This is a genomic window from Acetobacter fabarum, from assembly GCF_011516925.1.
In the GTDB taxonomy this organism is placed as follows: Bacteria; Pseudomonadota; Alphaproteobacteria; order Acetobacterales; family Acetobacteraceae; genus Acetobacter; species Acetobacter fabarum.
The window spans coordinates 93,788-109,420 of record NZ_WOTG01000004.1; the positions used below are offsets into that span (position 1 = coordinate 93,788).

16 protein-coding genes are annotated in these 15,633 nt (G+C 59.6%); 14 read left to right on the forward strand and 2 right to left on the reverse strand.

Translation table 11 applies throughout. From position 1 onward, the window contains the following. Complete coding sequence (gene flgK, locus GOB83_RS07355; RefSeq protein WP_095349709.1) at positions 1 to 1,572, reverse strand: flagellar hook-associated protein FlgK; 1,572 nt, start codon at positions 1,570 to 1,572, stop codon at positions 1 to 3. A 142-nt stretch (positions 1,573 to 1,714) separates the two neighbouring features. Beyond that, positions 1,715 to 2,458: a flagellar basal-body rod protein FlgF gene (flgF, locus tag GOB83_RS07360; RefSeq protein ID WP_086646177.1), complete on the reverse strand. Its 744-nt coding sequence runs from the start codon at positions 2,456 to 2,458 to the stop codon at positions 1,715 to 1,717. Positions 2,459 to 2,816: 358 nt separating this feature from the next. On the opposite strand from flgF, the gene flgG reads away from it, so the two are divergent. The 14 genes from flgG to GOB83_RS07430 all read left to right on the forward strand — a co-directional run bounded on the left by flgG (position 2,817) and on the right by GOB83_RS07430 (position 15,633). Beyond that, a complete protein-coding gene (flgG, locus tag GOB83_RS07365; protein WP_086646096.1) occupies positions 2,817 to 3,605 on the forward strand; it encodes a flagellar basal-body rod protein FlgG in 789 nt (262 codons plus the stop codon). Between the two features lies 1 nt (position 3,606). Beyond that, positions 3,607 to 4,629 carry a flagellar basal body P-ring formation chaperone FlgA gene (gene flgA / locus GOB83_RS07370; RefSeq protein ID WP_165925666.1) on the forward strand — a complete coding sequence of 341 codons (1,023 nt, stop codon included), beginning with the start codon at positions 3,607 to 3,609 and terminating at the stop codon, positions 4,627 to 4,629. A 55-nt stretch (positions 4,630 to 4,684) separates the two neighbouring features. Continuing rightward, positions 4,685 to 5,389 (forward strand): flagellar basal body L-ring protein FlgH, encoded by a 705-nt coding sequence (flgH, locus tag GOB83_RS07375; RefSeq protein ID WP_233129099.1) that lies wholly within the window; start codon positions 4,685 to 4,687, stop codon positions 5,387 to 5,389. Between the two features lie 251 nt (positions 5,390 to 5,640). After that, the gene (locus tag GOB83_RS07380) at positions 5,641 to 6,306 is read left to right on the forward strand and encodes a hypothetical protein (RefSeq protein ID WP_086646093.1); all 666 of its coding nucleotides are present in this window, start codon (positions 5,641 to 5,643) and stop codon (positions 6,304 to 6,306) included. Between the two features lie 183 nt (positions 6,307 to 6,489). Next, positions 6,490 to 7,377 carry a MotE family protein gene (locus GOB83_RS07385; RefSeq protein ID WP_143296457.1) on the forward strand — a complete coding sequence of 296 codons (888 nt, stop codon included), beginning with the start codon at positions 6,490 to 6,492 and terminating at the stop codon, positions 7,375 to 7,377. Between the two features lie 209 nt (positions 7,378 to 7,586). Beyond that, entirely contained in the window at positions 7,587 to 7,901 is a 315-nt protein-coding gene (locus tag GOB83_RS07390) for a hypothetical protein (RefSeq protein WP_233129092.1), read from the forward strand. A gap of 258 nt (positions 7,902 to 8,159) precedes the next feature. After that, complete coding sequence (gene fliF / locus GOB83_RS07395; protein WP_095349710.1) at positions 8,160 to 9,812, forward strand: flagellar basal-body MS-ring/collar protein FliF; 1,653 nt, start codon at positions 8,160 to 8,162, stop codon at positions 9,810 to 9,812. 3 nt (positions 9,813 to 9,815) lie between these two features. Next, entirely contained in the window at positions 9,816 to 10,883 is a 1,068-nt protein-coding gene (fliG, locus tag GOB83_RS07400) for a flagellar motor switch protein FliG (protein ID WP_086646089.1), read from the forward strand. Continuing rightward, complete coding sequence (locus GOB83_RS07405) at positions 10,883 to 11,638, forward strand: FliH/SctL family protein (protein WP_165925667.1); 756 nt, start codon at positions 10,883 to 10,885, stop codon at positions 11,636 to 11,638. Before fliG ends, GOB83_RS07405 begins: the two co-directional genes overlap by 1 nt. A gap of 16 nt (positions 11,639 to 11,654) precedes the next feature. Next, complete coding sequence (gene fliN, locus GOB83_RS07410; RefSeq protein ID WP_086646087.1) at positions 11,655 to 12,029, forward strand: flagellar motor switch protein FliN; 375 nt, start codon at positions 11,655 to 11,657, stop codon at positions 12,027 to 12,029. 5 nt (positions 12,030 to 12,034) lie between these two features. Further along, positions 12,035 to 12,424, forward strand: a complete 390-nt coding sequence (locus tag GOB83_RS14945) for a flagellar biosynthetic protein FliO (protein ID WP_086646086.1) — start codon at positions 12,035 to 12,037, stop codon at positions 12,422 to 12,424. Positions 12,425 to 12,530: 106 nt separating this feature from the next. Further along, on the forward strand, positions 12,531 to 13,223 hold the full coding sequence (gene fliP, locus GOB83_RS07420; RefSeq protein WP_086646176.1) for a flagellar type III secretion system pore protein FliP: 693 nt from the start codon (positions 12,531 to 12,533) through the stop codon (positions 13,221 to 13,223). Between the two features lie 545 nt (positions 13,224 to 13,768). Continuing rightward, a complete protein-coding gene (locus GOB83_RS07425; RefSeq protein ID WP_165925668.1) occupies positions 13,769 to 15,298 on the forward strand; it encodes a methyl-accepting chemotaxis protein in 1,530 nt (509 codons plus the stop codon). A gap of 77 nt (positions 15,299 to 15,375) precedes the next feature. Further along, positions 15,376 to 15,633, forward strand: a complete 258-nt coding sequence (locus GOB83_RS07430; protein ID WP_233129091.1) for an STAS domain-containing protein — start codon at positions 15,376 to 15,378, stop codon at positions 15,631 to 15,633.

A 15,633-nucleotide genomic window follows, 5' to 3' on the forward strand; every position in this document is an offset into this window, starting at 1 on the left:
TTAGTTGATGGCGTTAAGAAGAGCGCTGAACATGGTCTGGACGGAAGAAATGATCTTGGCATTGGCCGTATAGGCATTTTGCAGCGCCACGATCTTGGACATTTCGTTATTCACGTTCACGCCCGATACGTTGGTCACCTTGGTATTGATGGTGGTCTGCACGGCGGTTGCGTAGGTCAGGTTGGTGCTGGCCGTGCCAATAACCGCGCCCTGAGCAGAGGTCAGGGAGGTGGCAAGGGCAACCAGCCCCTGCGTGCCGCTATACCCGGTCTGGAGTGTCCCGCTTGGCCCCAGGCCCGTGGTGGGGGCAGAGAGCGTACCGCCATCGTCCACATCATCGCTGGAGGTGCCGAAGGTGGTGCTCAGTACTTTGGTAATGGTGCTGATGCTGCCATCCGGGGCAAGCTGGGATGGGGTGGTGGCGTAGCTGTCGCTCACGCTGATGGCGGAGGACAGGCCAACAATACCGTCAGGCGTGGTTTTGGTCGTGTCGTAGGACTGCGCGGTATTCGTACCGTTGGTGAACAGGGACATACCCGCGTTGTTGAAGCGGTTGATCAGCGTTGCGGAGAACGAATCAAGCTGCGCCTGCATGGTGGGGTAGGTCGTGTCGCGCAGGGTAATGTTGGCACCCAGCGTGCCACTGGTCAGGTGGGACGTAATATCCGTGGTGGAGGTGTTGGTCGTGCCATCCGCAACCGTAATGCCCGCAATGGGGGAATTGGCCGGGTCACCCGCCTTGTAATACATGGAATCGGTAATGGTGGTGCTGGCTGTGCCACCGTTGGTTGCCGAGAGCGGCCAGGTATTGCTGGGCAGGGTCTGGGTGTTGTTGCTCAGGCCGATCTGGTCCGGGCGGGTTGGCAGCTGGGTGCCATCCTCGGTCGTGACGATCATATCGCCCTTGGACGTTTCGGTGAACTTTACCCCCAGTTCGGAGGAGAGGTCGTTCATGACCTCAAGACGGCTGTTTTCCAGGCTGGACGTGTCGGACCCAACGGCCTGCAAACCCATGATCTGCTTGGAAAGCTGACCGATCTGGGTGAGGTTCTGGTTGATGGTGGACACGGTGGAAACAATGGTGTTTTCCGCCGTCTGCCGCTGCTGTGTGTAGGTGGATGCCAGCGTGTGGATCGTGTCGGTCAGGGATGTGGCGGCCGTAATGACCGCAGTCTGTGCCGAGCTGTCCAGCGGGGTGGAGGTCAGGGAGGTGAGGGCGCTCTGCACATTGCCCAGCTCGTCCGACAGGGTCTGGGTATCGCCCGATGTGGCGGAGGTGGAGCCCTGAACGGATTCTACCGCTGCCAGCGAATTGGAGGAGGATGTCAGGGCCGAAACCTTGGCATTCTGCGTGTACAGCGAAGATTGCAGGAAGGGGCTGACATTGACCACCGTTTTGCCAATGCGCACGCCCGTACCCTGATTGCCCGCAACGGCCGAGGTCACGCTGGCCGATTCGGAGGCATAGCCGGTGGTGCTGGAGTTGGCGACGTTCTGGGAAACGACGGAGTACTGGTATTCAATCCCGTTCAGCCCGCTGGAGGCTATTGATAGAGCTGATCCTAGATCCATTGTGTTCCTCGTCCGTCCATCACGGCGTTTTTAAAAATCTGGTCACGCATAGCAGCCATTTGGCAGCAGTTAAAGAAGTCTTACGGCGCAATGGTTTTTAGAAGGTTAACGCGCTGCGCAAAACACCCCGTCAGGCAGCTGCCTAGCTGCTGGAATCCTGCGTGATCTTGTCGATCGCGTTGGTCCGGCGGGTGGATTCGGTCTGCACAAGCTGGAAGTTCAGGTCGTAATCGCGCTGGATTTCCACCATGCGGGTGGTTTCCGTAATAGCGTTGACATTGCTGCTTTCCAGCATGCCCTGCCGGATTTCCTTGTGGGGCAGAACCCGCGTGCGGGTGGTGGGCTTGAGCAGGTAGCTGCCCTCGGGCTGGAGGGTGTTCAGGTTGTCCACCGTCATCAGGTCCAGCGTGCCAATGGCCCCATCCTGCGTGGAGATTGTCCCGTCGGAGGCAACGGAGAGAACATCGTCCTCACGCGGGATAACAATGGGGCGCTGGAAACGGTTGAGGATCGGGTTGCCGTTAATATCCACAATTGTCCCGTCAGAGCGGCGCTGGAACTGGCCGTTGCGCGTCAGCCGCACGCCCTGCGTGGTCTGCACGGCAAAAAACCCTTCCCCGTTAATGGCAAAATCGGTGGGGTTGCCGGTCTGGCGCAACTGGCCCTGCCCGTGGTCCTGATAGGTGGCGCGGTCCTGCGTGTAAGCTTCCGTGCGTTCACCGGGGATGCCGTGAATGTCTTTTTGCTTGACGATATAATCCGAAAACAGCTCGCGGGAGGACTTGAAGCCCGTTGTATTGGCGTTGGCCAGATTGTTGGACGTGACTTCAAGGTCATGCGTTAGCGCATTGATGCGGGACAAGGCGATGTAGGTCGTGTTGTCCATGGCTTCTGACTCCGGCGGGTGATTTGGGTGGTTTGGGCTGCTTACGCACGGCAGGCCCCGAATCATGCGGGGCATAATATGGTTTTCCGTGCAGGAAATCTATTGGATTGACCATAATACAGCAACAGAGGATGTGTGGCATATACAACAAAACGTGGCTTAATGTATAAGTGGTAAGGAATTGGCCAGACAAAACCTCTTGCAATGGCCATGCTGTCGTCTTACCTCTTGCTGGCAATACATGGTGTGGCAGCTAGCGGCTGTGCGTATGGCCATGTAAGTTCCCGCCCATGCTCCCATCATCGTGCTGTTGCTGGGGTGAGCGTGGTGCAAGGCACACCCGGAGGCTTGTCATCCTATGATGCGTTCCCTTGATATCGCCGGTACGGGCATGCAGGCCCAGACGACGAACGTCGAGACAATTTCCCACAACATCGCCAACATGACGACCACTGGCTACAAGCGGCGTCGGGCGGAGTTCCAGGATCTTATCTACCAGGATCTGCGCCGCGCGGGGACCATGAGCTCGGATACGGGTGACCTTGTGCCATCCGGCGCGCAGGTTGGTCTGGGCGTGCGTACCGCAGGCATTTACCGCATTAACGAGCAGGGCACTCTGGAACAGACCGGCAATGCGCTGGATATGGCCATTGAAGGGCGCGGCTACTTCCGCGTGACCCTGCCATCGGGCGAATACGCCTATACGCGCGACGGCACGTTCTCCCTCTCCAACGACGGGACGATCGTAACGGCAGACGGTTATCCGCTCAGCCCCGATATTTCGCTGCCAAACAACGCTGAAAACATTACTGTCGATCAGAGCGGGCAGGTGCAGTACACCCTGTCCGGGCAGACCACGGCGCAGGTTGCCGGGCAGATCCAGCTCGTCACCTTCCAGAACGAAAACGGTCTGGCCGCCATGGGGCAGAACCTGTTTACCTCCACCACCTCTTCGGGTGACCCCATTACGGGCACACCGCAGAGCACGGGCTTTGGGGACATCCGGCAGGGCTTTGTGGAAGAATCGGCCGTGAACGTCGTGACCGAAATTACCGACCTCATTACTGCGCAGCGTGCGTATGAAATGAACAGTAAGGTCATCACCGCTTCTGATGAAATGCTTCAGACACTTACGAATCTGAAATAACATGTCCCTGCGGGCAGCCATACTGCCGCTGCTGGCTGCGGTTTTTGCGGTTCTGCCGCCCGCAGCCTGCCTTGCCGCAACCCTGCGCACGGCAACCACGGTTACATCGGATACGGTGCGGCTGTCGGACCTGTTCATGGACCTCGAACCCGGGCAGGACCGCGTGCTTGGGCCAGCCCCCCTGCCGGGCAGCAGTTTTGTTGTGGGCGGGCGGCAGCTTCTGGCTATTGCCGACCAGTATGGTGTGGACTGGATGGACCAGTCCGCAACAGCGCAGACCACCGTTACACGCGCTGGCCGCGTGCTGGACCGTGATTTTTTTATCCATATGATCAAGCAGAACCTGCCTGATCTGGGCGAAGGCCCTGTAACGGTTGAGCTGGGGGATTTTCACCCCATGACCGTTGCGGCGGATGACCCCAAACCTGTTGTCATGTCCGATCTGGACTGGGACCAGAAGAGTGGTCGTTTTTCCGCCACCGTGTACCGCACTCACCCGCTGGGCGATATTACGCAGGATTCGTTTTTGCTGACCGGGGTGGTCCATGCGGCGCAGCGTGTGCTGGTTTACACCCATGCGCTCTCGGCTGGTACGGTGCTGGCCGCAGCAGACGTGCGGGTGGACGACTCCTATACGGGGCGGAGTGGCTCCAAGGCCTATACGGCGGATGCGGATGTTGCGGGCATGACCCTCCTGCACAGCGTTATGGTGGACGAACCCGTGCTGGAGCGGGACCTGCGGCGGACGATTGTCATGCACAAGGGGGACCCCATCATGCTCTCCTATATTGCGCCGGGCCTGCGGCTGTCGGCCACGGGGCGTGCGCTGGAAGATGGGGGCGTGGGCCAGTATGTGCATGCGCTCAACCTCGCCAGCAAAATGATTCTGACAGGGCGGGTGATCAACGGGTCAGAAATGGAAGTGGACACCACATCGGGCGCCGTGCCATCGGATGGGAACGCCCTGCGTCGCCTCAGTTCGTCCTCCCGCTCCGGTGGGCAGGGCGGCATATACCCCCGGTAGTAGCTGAATGACTTGGAGAGACTTATTGACCCAACACCGTCTGTCTGGCGCCATTATGGTCGGATTGCTGGGCCTTGCCTCCTGCTCCGGGCTGGCGGATACGAGCGAGCTGGGGCACCCCCCGCGCATGACCCGTACATCGGACCCCACGCAAACGCCTGATTACCGGCCCGTGACCATGCCCATGCCGCCCTTGCAGGCGCCGCCAACCGAGGTGGGTAGCCTGTGGCGGCCGGGTAGCCGTGCCTTCTTCAAGGACCAGCGTGCTTCTCAGGTAGGGGATCTGCTGACTATCAAGGTCGAGATTGCGGATAACGCGGATGTCACGAATGACACGTCCGCCTCGTCCAGCGGGTCGGAAGATTTTGGTATTCCCAGCCTGTTCGGGCTCAAGGGCAAGGCCCTGTCGCACCTGACCCAGTCCGATGCGCTGAACACGAGCAGCGCAAGTGCTAACGCCGGCACCGGCACCATCCGCCGGACAGAAGCGGTCACGCTTACACTGGCAGGCACCATTACGCAGGTGCTGCCTAACGGTAACTTTGTGGTGGTAGCCCGCCAGGAAGTGCGCATTAACGGGGAGCTGCGCCAGCTTATGGTCAGCGGTGTTGTGCGCCCGCAGGACATTCTGGAAGACAACACCGTAACCCACGACCGCATTGCGGAAGCCCGTATTTCCTACGGTGGGCGTGGCCAGTTGACCAAGCAGCAGACGCCGCGTTACGGCCAGCAGATTCTGGACAATGTCCTGCCGTTCTAATCGGGCGGACACCGCGTTTATGTTGCGTTGGGATGAAGGTTCCAAAAAGGTGGGGCATTCCCCAACGCATAACTTGACATAAGGGTTCAATTCACCCCATTCAACAAGTTGTGCAATGCCTGTTTTCTGTGTGTTGCATGGCCATCAATGCCGGGGCGGGGTGCTGCGGCCAGAAGGAACCTGGCGGTAGCCGGATCGCGCATGGATGGCGATGCTGGCATTATCGGCAGGTAACACCACGGGAGATAAGCATGAATAACGGTGACAACGCATTCGGCACCCTGGCCGAGCCTAACCAGACCATACTTGTACAGGGGCTGAATGTTGCCAGCCTGAAGTGTGAAACCGACGCCCCCATTGCTATTGGTGGCACGGTACGCAGCGCGCATCTGCAGGCCCCGATTGTGGATGTTCTGGAAAGCGGTGTGGTCTCGGGCGAACTGGTGGCCGAGGAAGTGGTTATTCGTGGCACGGCGGAAAACGTGGTTGTCCGCGCCAAGCGCTTTTTTGCAACCGGCACCGCCAAGATTCAGAACTGCACGCTATTCCTTGAAGGCGTGAGCGGGTGCAGCATCCAGCAGGGTGCGGAACTGACGGGTGACTTCAAGATCACCACGGCAGCCCTTGGCGCAGCCCCGGCTGCTCCGGCAGCGCCTGTAACACCTGCTGCCGCCCCTGCAAGCTTTACTCCGGCCGCTGCTGCTCCCGCATCTGCCAAGCCCGTCAAGGTTGAGGTCAAGCCCTCCCCGGCTGCTGCCGTGTCTTCCAAGTCCACCACCACGGAATCCTCCAAGTCTGCACCGGCCAGCACGGATAACGGTTCGGTCTGGGGGGATGTGGATCAGGTCATCCGCTCCACGGCGGAAACGGAAGATGGCCATGCGTCCCTGATGGGTATGTCCGATACGCAGCCGTAAGTCTGTGTCTGGTCTGGGGTCAGGCTTGTGGGTGGGGTGTGTGGCTGGCTGCACTCCCCTTTATGTGGCCGGTTCTGCCGCCATGCCCGACCGCCAGAGTGTTTTTATGAAGAGATGTCGTAGGTTGTGATGCTGATACCCCGTTTGTCGTTCGGGAAACTTGTGCATATTTCATCAAGCCTGATGACTCTTCTTCTGGCGATGAATATCCACACCATCGCCGGACACATGAAGGATGATAGTGCGGAGACGGCTGCGCAGCCTCTGGTTTCTGTCGCGCAGGCGGCAGCGGCCGAGAACATGCCTTCCGTCAACGATTCCAGCAGCAAGACCAAAAGCGACAAGGATGCGCTGGAGGGCTGGGTTTCCGTGCTGGACGCCAACGAGGCGGCGGAAATGTCTCCCGATGTGGGCGATGCGGCAGGTGGCGGCAAAAAAAAGGTGTCTGTTGCGGCAGATGACTGCGCCAAGGGTATTTCCTGCGCACAGGTCAAAACCGGAACGGCGGGGCTTGGCCCCGACCCCGATCCGGAGGTCAGCAAGGCTGAGGCCGATCTGGTCAAGGATATTCTGGCCCGCCAGTCCACCATTGAGGGTGAGCAGCAGCAGCTTGACCAACAGAAGCATGTGCTGAACGCCGCCCGCGCCGTGCTGGACCAGAAAATGAACACGCTGGATGCCTCCATGGCCACGCTGGAGCAGAAGCAGGCCGCCCACCGTGAGGTGATGGACGCCGAGACAGACCGGCTGGTCAAGATTTACGAGGACATGCCCCCCAAGGAGGCAGCGGCGGTCTTCAATATCATGGACATCCACGTGCTTATTGCCGTGGCCAGCAAAATGAACACCCGCAAGGTGTCGGCCATTATGGGCAACATGTCGCCCGAACGTGTGAACCTTATCTCCCAGTTCATGGCAGGGGTCCGGAGCTTCCGGGCACCGTCCGATGGGGGAGATGGCGGGGACCGGGTCGCGCAGAACGTAGGCACGGCAACATGGTGGGCCAAGCCCAGTGTTAGTGCCACCCCTGCGGCAGGTAACCGTGCGGGAGGGGCGCAGTCTTCCCAGTAGCCACTGGCCTATTCGGGTTTTTTGGCGCAAGGGCGGCTCTTATCTCGCATTTGCATGGGAAATGGCTTAAAATAACACGTCATCTGGCAGCCATGGCCCGCTTGCCGGGCTTGGCGGCATCAGGCACCCAGATCGACCAGGTCGGACGCAGGGTGCGCGTGTGGGCTTGAAGGACGGGAACAAAAGGCATGATGATCAGGCGCGGAATAATGGTGGCCCTGGTTCTGGCGGTTGCGGGGTGTTCACCCGACCATATTGCCAGCAAAATAACGGGACGTGAGTGCAGCGCCGGTTATATTCAGGAAGGGGAGGACTGGTGTGCTCCCCCCGAGCGTCCGCCTGCGCCGCAGCCGTACTGCACACAAAGCTGGAATGGTGTGGACTGCTGGGCCCGCCCGGACCTGATGCCCAATGTGGCGCGTGAGGTGGCAGAAGGCCCAACAGGGCTGACGCAGGACCAGAACGCACAGCGGTTGAACATGTCGATCAAAAAAATTCCGCCGACAAACGCGTATTATCCATAAAACGGGGTTCGTTTGGTGCACCGGACCGGGTTACAATACAAGCTGGAGTGGGTCTGGTGTTGCAAGGCTGTTCTTTTACTGTGGCACAACGTGCCCATGATGTGTTTATGGCTATACAGCAGCCAGTTTGCCTTGACTGGCATGATAAGGCGATGGCAAGGCCATGGTTTGGCGGAGCGCGGAGTGTTTGGATGCTGAAACGTCTGGAGAGTTGTGTGGTTCCCCATTTTTCCATCGTGACAGCGTAGCCATTCCCGCATGAAAAATTTTCTTACAAGTCTCAAGGCTCTGGGCCGCACGCAGCAGATCGCACTTGGTGTTGCGGGGGCTGCCCTGCTGGGTGCTCTGGCCTATTTTTCTTTTTATGCCGGAGCCGGGGCCAGCGCCCTGCTGTATGGTGAACTGGACCTGACCGAAGCGGCCGAAATGGCCGATGACCTCGCCAAGGCCCATATCTCCTTTACCACCAGTCAGGACGGTACCCGCATTTTTGTGGCCAAGGACAAGGTCGCCAGTGCGCGCCTGCTGCTGGCCAAGGACGGCCTGCCCAGCGGTGGTGCTGTCGGGTATGAGCTGTTTGACAAAAGCGGCACCCTGACCAGCACCCAGTTTGAGCAGTCGATCAACGAGACCCGCGCCATGGAAGGCGAGCTGGAACGCTCCATCCGCCTGCTGCATGGGGTGCGGAATGTGCGTGTGCATCTGGTTCTGCCGCACCGGGACCTGTTCTCGACCGAGACAAATCCCTCGCAGGCCAGTGTGGTGCTGGATATTGGCCGCGCTGGCCGCATGGCGCCCGATGGTATTCAGGCGATCCAGAACCTTGTTGCCGCTGCCGTGCCGGGCCTGCGCCCGCAGAATATTTCCATCGTGGATACGCGCGGTGATGTGCTGGTCAAACCGGGTGACCCGGACAGCCTGGCCGGGCAGGAATCGCAGATGGAAAAAATCCGTCATGCGGAAGAGCAGCGCCTTGCTCAGGCGGTGGAGGACATGCTGGTGCCCACACTGGGTGCAGGCCATGTGCGTGCCCGTGCCGCCGTGACCATGTCCACCGAGGAAGTGCACGAAACGGAGGAAAGCTACGACCCCAACCAGCAGGTTTTGCGGTCGCAGCAGACAAGCTCGGACAAGAGCGTTAACACCGAATCCAGCCCCAGCACCACGGTGGGCAACAACCTGCCCAACGCCAATGCCAATCAGGACAACAAAACCGGCTCGACCAACGACCGCGAGGAAGAAACCAATAACTACGAAATTGGTAAGCGCGTGCGGGTTGTTAGCCAGTCGCGCCCCCGCATTGCACGGGTGAGCATGGCGGTGCTGGTTGATGGCACCATGACCAAGGACAAAAGCGGCAAGGAAGTCTGGACCCCGCTGGACGACTCCGAGCTGGAGCGGATTACCACCCTCGCCCAGACCGCCGTAGGCTTTGACAAGGCCCGTGGGGATGAAGTGCGCGTTGTGTCCATGCGGTTCATGCCCGATGGCGGGTTTGATTTTGCTGGCGGCAGCATCGACTACTTCAGCCGCGAAATGCTCATTTACATGGCGGAGTGGGTTATTCCCATCCTGCTGGTACTGGGTGCCCTGTTTATTGGCCTGCGCCCCATGCTGCGCCGCACCGGGCTGGTTACCCTTATTTCCAAGGAACTGCACGGGCAGGAAAAACTGCTCGAAGGTGTGGAGGGTGGCTCCATTGTTATGGGTGCTAACGGCCAGATGCTCCATGCCAGCAGTGGCCTGCCTGTGGGCGAAGATGGCCATGGGGTCGATCTGGATGGTGTTCAGGGCAAGCTGCGGCAGGAAGCACTGGATAGGGTGGCCGATCGCTTTGAAAACAACCTTGATGAAACCATACTGATTATCCGGAGCTGGCTGTCCGCCCCGGATCCGAAGAAGGGAGCCTAGGCCATGTCCGAGACCGCAGCAGCCCCCGAGGCACGGCCGCCGGAAGCCCCTTCTCCCGTTGTGCATGATGAAACCAGACACCTGACCGGCAAGCAGCGTGTTGCCATTCTTCTGCTTGCTGCAGGGCGTGAGCGCGCGGTCAAGGTGCTCAAGCAGTTGCAGGAAGATGAAGTCCGCGATGTATCGGTCGCCATGGCCGGGCTGGGGCTGATCAGCGCTTCCGTGGTGGAGGAAGTGTGCGCGCAGTTCACCAAGAACTTCGAATCTTCCGAAGGGCTGGTGGGCACGTACGAAACCACCGAGGAACTGCTGCGCAAGGCGCTGTCGGGCGAACAGGTCGACAAGATCATGGAAGAAATCCGTGGTCCGGCCGGGCGCACCATGTGGGACAAGCTGGGCAATGTGCAGGAGATGGTTCTGGCCAACTACCTGCGCAACGAATACCCGCAGACCGCCGCTGTTATTCTCAGCCGCCTGCAACCCGCCCACGCGGCGCGTGTGCTGACCCTGCTGCCAGAAGACTACGCAACCGAAGTGATGATGCGTGTGCTGCACATGGAAACGGTGCAGCGCGAGGTGCTGGACAGCGTGGAGGCCACCTTGCGGTCCGAGTTTATTTCCTCCCTTGGGCGTTCGTCCAAGCGCGACAGTTACGAACTGCTGGCCGAAGTGTTCAACAACTTCGACCGCAAGACCGAAACGCGCCTTATGGCGTCCATGGACAAGCGCAACCACGCCGATATGGAAAAGGTCAAGGCGCTTATGTTCACCTTCGAGGACATCAAGCGTCTGCCGCACGAAGCCCTCATGCGTATTGTGGCGCAGGTGGACCGCGAAAAACTGCCGCTCGCCCTCAAAGGCGCGTCCGAAACCGTGCGCAAGATGTTCCTGCAATGCATGTCCAAGCGTGCAGGCAGCATTCTGCTCGAAGAAATTTCCGCCCTTGGCCCTGTGCGCGTGAAGGATGCTGATGCGGCACAGGTTGATATTGTGACCATCATCAAGAACATGGCCAATGCGGGTGAAATCGACCTGACCGAAAACGGCGGTAACGACGAGATCATTCCATAATGCTGGAGCGGGCACTCTTCCGGTCTGGTCTGTGCCGTATGGCGGATGGTGCCTCCTCTGGCGGGGTGCCGGATGCGCCTGTGCGCACATACCCACGGGTGATGGATCTGGAGGATTTTGGCCTCCCGGAAGTGGAACCCACCCCCGAAAAAGACCCGGAGGAGGAAGCCCCTCCCGAGCCACCTCCACCCGACCCCAACCTGCTCAGCATCACGCGTGACGAGCTGGCTGCCGTGCAGCAGCAGGCGCGGGACGAGGGCTACGCAGCCGGCGCTGCCGAAAAAGATGCGGAGCTACAGGCCTTTTACACCGGGTGCCTGGCCGAGCTGACCAATGCCTTCAAGGCGGAAAACGCCCGGCGGGATCAGGCATTGGCCAAGGCATCGCAGGTTTTTGTGGCAACGGTAATAGACATTGTACGGAGCCTGACGGCGCTGGATGGCACCGTACTGCAAGGCATGCAGCGCGACCTGCTGACCGATGCCGCGAGCTTTGCCCGCGAGTGCGAGGGCGACGTAACCGTGCAGTGCAGCCCGGCCGATATACAGCGCCTGCAAGCTGCCTTACAGAATGAGGGCGGTGTGCAGGTCGAATCCATGTCCGACCTTACGCCGGGCATCATACGGATTTCCACGGCAGCCAATACCATTGTCATTGACCCAGTGCAGTGGCGCAAAAACATGGCTGAAAAAATAGTTGCCAGTGTAACGGCCCTTGCGCGCCAGCGCATGCAGCACAACACTGGGCAGGCATAAGCAGGCGGAGACAACCATGACAACAGAGAACACCGATATCGGGCTTGAGGATTTCGCCACCAGCGCGCCAGCGCCGGATGCCTCCGCCACGGCTGCCCCCGGTGCAGCCCCTGCTGCTGATGGCAAGGATGTGGACGACGTCCAGAAGGAAGCCGTTTACGATATTCCGGTCAAGATAACGGCCGTTATTGGTACGGCCACCATGCCGGTCAACCAGTTGCTGCGCCTTGGGCGTGGGGCTGTGGTCGAGCTGGACCGCAAGCTGGGCGAGGCTGTGGACATTTACGCCAACAACCGCCTGATCGCCCGTGGCGAAGTGGTGGTGGTGGACGATAACCATATTGGCGTGACCATGACGGAAATCCTGTCCTCCTCCGCGACCAACGGTTAAAATCCTTGCCTGCACCCGGTACAGCCGCCGCAAGCATTGCCCAGCCCGCTGCCGGGTTGGGGGCAGGGGCGTTTGTTGTGCCGGTTTTGACCTGCATTGTGGCGTTTGTACTTGTTATCGGGCTTATTTTTCTGGCCCGTTACGGGCTCAAGTTCATGGAGCCGTATCTGCTTAAAGGGCGGCAGACGCCCAATCTGGCGGTTATGGAAAGTGTGGCCGTGGACCAGCGCAGGCGGGTAAGCGTTATCCGTTACGGGCAGAAAAAAGGGCTGGTCCTGACCGGCGGCGGCAATGACGTGTTTATGGGCTGGGTAGATGATGGCAATGCCGTGCCCCCCCCCGCTCCCCCTTTGCCCGGCGGGCAGCCTGCGCCCGGTCCGGCCCCCCATATCTGATGCACAAGCGGAGCCCCAAGCCTTGACAGTTCCTGCCTTTACAAGACGTGGCGTGTGGTTTGCGAGCCTTGCGCTATGTACTCTGGCGGTAGGCGTGCTGGCTGGCATGCCGGTTGTGGCCCATGCCCAGTCCATAGCACTGGATCTGGGCAAGGGTGGGGACCCGGGTACGACCAGCCGCATTATCCAGTTGACCGCCCTGCTGACGGTGCTTTCGCTTGCGCCCAGCCTGCTGGTTATGGTGACGGCTTTTACCCGTATTATTGTGGTGCTCTCGCTGCTGCGCGGGGCTATTGGCTCGCAGGGGACACCGCCCAACACGGTGCTGATCGGGCTTGCTCTGTTCCTCACCTTTTTTGTCATGCAGCCCACGTTCCAGCAGTCATGGGATCAGGGGATTGCCCCCATGATGGACGGACAGGTGGAGGAGATGGAAGGGCTGAAGGCGGCAGCGGAGCCTTTTCGCACGTTCATGCTCTCCCATGTCCGGTCGGCTGATCTGGCTACGTTTGAGCGTCTGGCCAACGTAACCCCCGCTGCAAACGTGGCAGATACGCCGTGGCGTGTGCTGATGCCCGCTTTTATGGTGGGTGAACTCAGCCGCGGGTTCGAGATGGGGTTCCTGCTGTACCTGCCGTTTCTGGTGATTGATATTGTCACATCCAGTGTGCTGATGAGCCTTGGGATGATGATGTTGCCACCTGCAACCATATCCCTGCCATTCAAGCTGATTTTCTTTGTGCTGGTTGACGGCTGGCAGATGGTGGCCGGGGGGCTTGTCCGCAGTTTTGGCGGCTGAGCAGGGGTGCTGCTCAGCCCCTGTGTTCCGGCACGGGGGGAGTCTGCCGGTTTTGTTTCCCCATAATAATAAATAGTCGCAAGTAGAGCGTTTGAGCCTTTAATATTGCAAGGTTTTTAGAAACCGCAGTGCGGTTACAGGCTTGCTCATTGTCAAGAAAAAGCTATCATTTCTCGCAGGGCAGGCACCTGTTCCGCCCGGCTTTATGGCCGGAACGGGGGTGGTGGCCGCTATGGTATTGTTTTTAGGTATTTTATCTATCAGGAGCGCAAAGCCGATTGTCTGCGGATCATACGATCTTCTGTAAAGACATCTAGTCACGAACGCGGTATGAAGACCCTTGCTTGTCTGGTCCGTGTGTCTGGATGAGAACAGATTATCTGCTTTTTATCTCAAGGGGCGTCCACTGGCGTTTCCTGGTTTTTGTAAATGTGCAAGGGGGGCCATTAAGGCCACGGCTGGCTGGCGTTTTTTCCATGTGCGGGAAGAATGGTCAGGAGTTGCCGCGCAAGGTGCCCCAATAATATGAAGGAAGTTGCACTGATATGCTGCAATGGCTGAACAAGGACGCTCCGTTCCGCGAGAAGATTCGGGTTGTTATGCTGTGTCTGGAAGCATACTTCATGTTCCAGATCATTGTGGAGACAGTTGGCTTTTTCTGGCACGCGCCAGCGCATTACACGTATATCATCAACATGGCGGCTCTTGTTTTCGGGCAGCTGGTTGTTCTGCAGATCTGGCGGTGGTTCACAAGCCTGATCACCGAGCCGGTTGAAAAACTGGCCACGATGGGCGAAGAACTCGGCGACGGTGTCGCCCACAACAACATTCCCTTCCTCAAAAACAAAGACTGCGTTGGCCGCCTTGCCCGCATTATGGCGCGCTTCTCCCGTATGGTGGAAGAGCAGGCCATAGCCCGCCAGCGGCAGGAAAAAATGGCGTCCGAAATTCAGGGCGCCCTGACCGGCAGCCAGGAACGCGACAAGCACACCCATCTGGTTATCGAACGTCTGGGTCAGGCACTGGCCGACATGGCGCAAGGTGACCTGCGCGCACGCATTGAAGACCCGATTTTTGATGGCGAGTTCGCCCCCCTGCGTGATGCGTTCAACCATTCCGCTTCCCGCCTGAACGAAGCGCTGAGTGCCGTTGCCTCCAACTCGGACCTGATCTCCACCGGTGCGGCAGAAATTTCCACCGCGTCGGACGATCTTGCCAAACGGACAGAAAAGCAGGCCGCCAACCTTGGGCAGGCCGCATCTTCCGTGCGGACCATTACCGAAGGTGTGCAGAGCAACGCCAAAGCCTGTGCCGATGCCAATGCCGAAAGCCAGCAGGCGCTGGAAAAGGTCAAGGCCGCAACAACGGTCATGACCGAGACCACCAAGGCCATGGACGGGATCAAAAGCTCCTCCGATGCGATTGGTGAAATTATTTCGGTCATAGACGGCATTGCCTTCCAGACCAACGTTCTGGCCCTGAACGCAGGCGTGGAAGCCGCCCGTGCGGGTGAAGCCGGGCGCGGGTTTGCCGTGGTTGCGCAGGAAGTGCGCTCGCTGGCCGAACAGTCCGCCACATCCGCCAGCGAGATCAAACGCCTGATCTCCGTTGCTGCCGAGCAGGTGGCCAAGGGTGTGGATCTGGTGCAGCAGACCGGGCGTTACCTGAGCGACTTTGCCGGCAGCACCCAGAACATTGCCATCCGTGTTGAGGAAATTTCCTCCTCCACACAGGATCAGGCCCAGCGCCTGTCCGAAGTAACCGCCTCCATTGGCGGCATGGATCAGGTGACCCAGCAGAACGCCGCCATGGTGGAAGAAACCACGGCAGCCAGCCACAACCTGACCGCCGAAACCCGGACACTGGCAGCAACCCTCAGCCGCTTTAAAATGGATACGTCCGGCGTGCGCGCAAGCCGCCCGTCCCGTCCGGCCCTTGCCGCACCGCGCTCTGCCGCCCCCCGGCCCAAACCCGCGAGCCCGGCCCGTGTGGCGGCTCCGGCGCCCCAGGCCCCGGCTGCCCCCGCGCTGTCCATGCCCACCACATCTTCCGATGCAGGCTGGGAAGAATTTTAATGGCCATTATTCCAGCATGTCAGGGGCCGCTCGGCCCCTGCCTGTGCGGCTGACAAGGGAGCGGACCGTTGGCTAGTGTGACCTTACCTGAACGTCTGGACACCTCTGCGGCGTTTGCCCTGAAGAGTGAGATCGAACAGGCTGTTAAAAATGCGGGAGGCGAGCAGGTTTCTCTGGATGCCTCTGGCGTGACGTACCTCGGAGGTCTGTGCTTGCAGGTTCTCCTCGCCAGCAGATGCCCCCTTGTGGCGCCTTCGGAGCCAGTCGTGGAGGCGTACGGCCTTTTTGGCGTAAGTGCGTATCTGACTGAGCCGCTGGCGCCATTGAAGGAGTAA

Coding starts and splice junctions, on each gene's coding strand:
- flgK (WP_095349709.1), bottom strand. CDS start 1,572: ATGGATCTAGGATCAGCTCTATCAATAGCCTCCAGCGGGCTGAACGGG.
- flgF (WP_086646177.1), bottom strand. CDS start 2,458: ATGGACAACACGACCTACATCGCCTTGTCCCGCATCAATGCGCTAACG.
- flgG (WP_086646096.1), top strand. CDS start 2,817: ATGATGCGTTCCCTTGATATCGCCGGTACGGGCATGCAGGCCCAGACG.
- flgA (WP_165925666.1), top strand. CDS start 3,607: ATGTCCCTGCGGGCAGCCATACTGCCGCTGCTGGCTGCGGTTTTTGCG.
- flgH (WP_233129099.1), top strand. CDS start 4,685: ATGGTCGGATTGCTGGGCCTTGCCTCCTGCTCCGGGCTGGCGGATACG.
- GOB83_RS07380 (WP_086646093.1), top strand. CDS start 5,641: ATGAATAACGGTGACAACGCATTCGGCACCCTGGCCGAGCCTAACCAG.
- GOB83_RS07385 (WP_143296457.1), top strand. CDS start 6,490: ATGACTCTTCTTCTGGCGATGAATATCCACACCATCGCCGGACACATG.
- GOB83_RS07390 (WP_233129092.1), top strand. CDS start 7,587: ATGGTGGCCCTGGTTCTGGCGGTTGCGGGGTGTTCACCCGACCATATT.
- fliF (WP_095349710.1), top strand. CDS start 8,160: ATGAAAAATTTTCTTACAAGTCTCAAGGCTCTGGGCCGCACGCAGCAG.
- fliG (WP_086646089.1), top strand. CDS start 9,816: ATGTCCGAGACCGCAGCAGCCCCCGAGGCACGGCCGCCGGAAGCCCCT.
- GOB83_RS07405 (WP_165925667.1), top strand. CDS start 10,883: ATGCTGGAGCGGGCACTCTTCCGGTCTGGTCTGTGCCGTATGGCGGAT.
- fliN (WP_086646087.1), top strand. CDS start 11,655: ATGACAACAGAGAACACCGATATCGGGCTTGAGGATTTCGCCACCAGC.
- fliP (WP_086646176.1), top strand. CDS start 12,531: ATGCCGGTTGTGGCCCATGCCCAGTCCATAGCACTGGATCTGGGCAAG.
- GOB83_RS07425 (WP_165925668.1), top strand. CDS start 13,769: ATGCTGCAATGGCTGAACAAGGACGCTCCGTTCCGCGAGAAGATTCGG.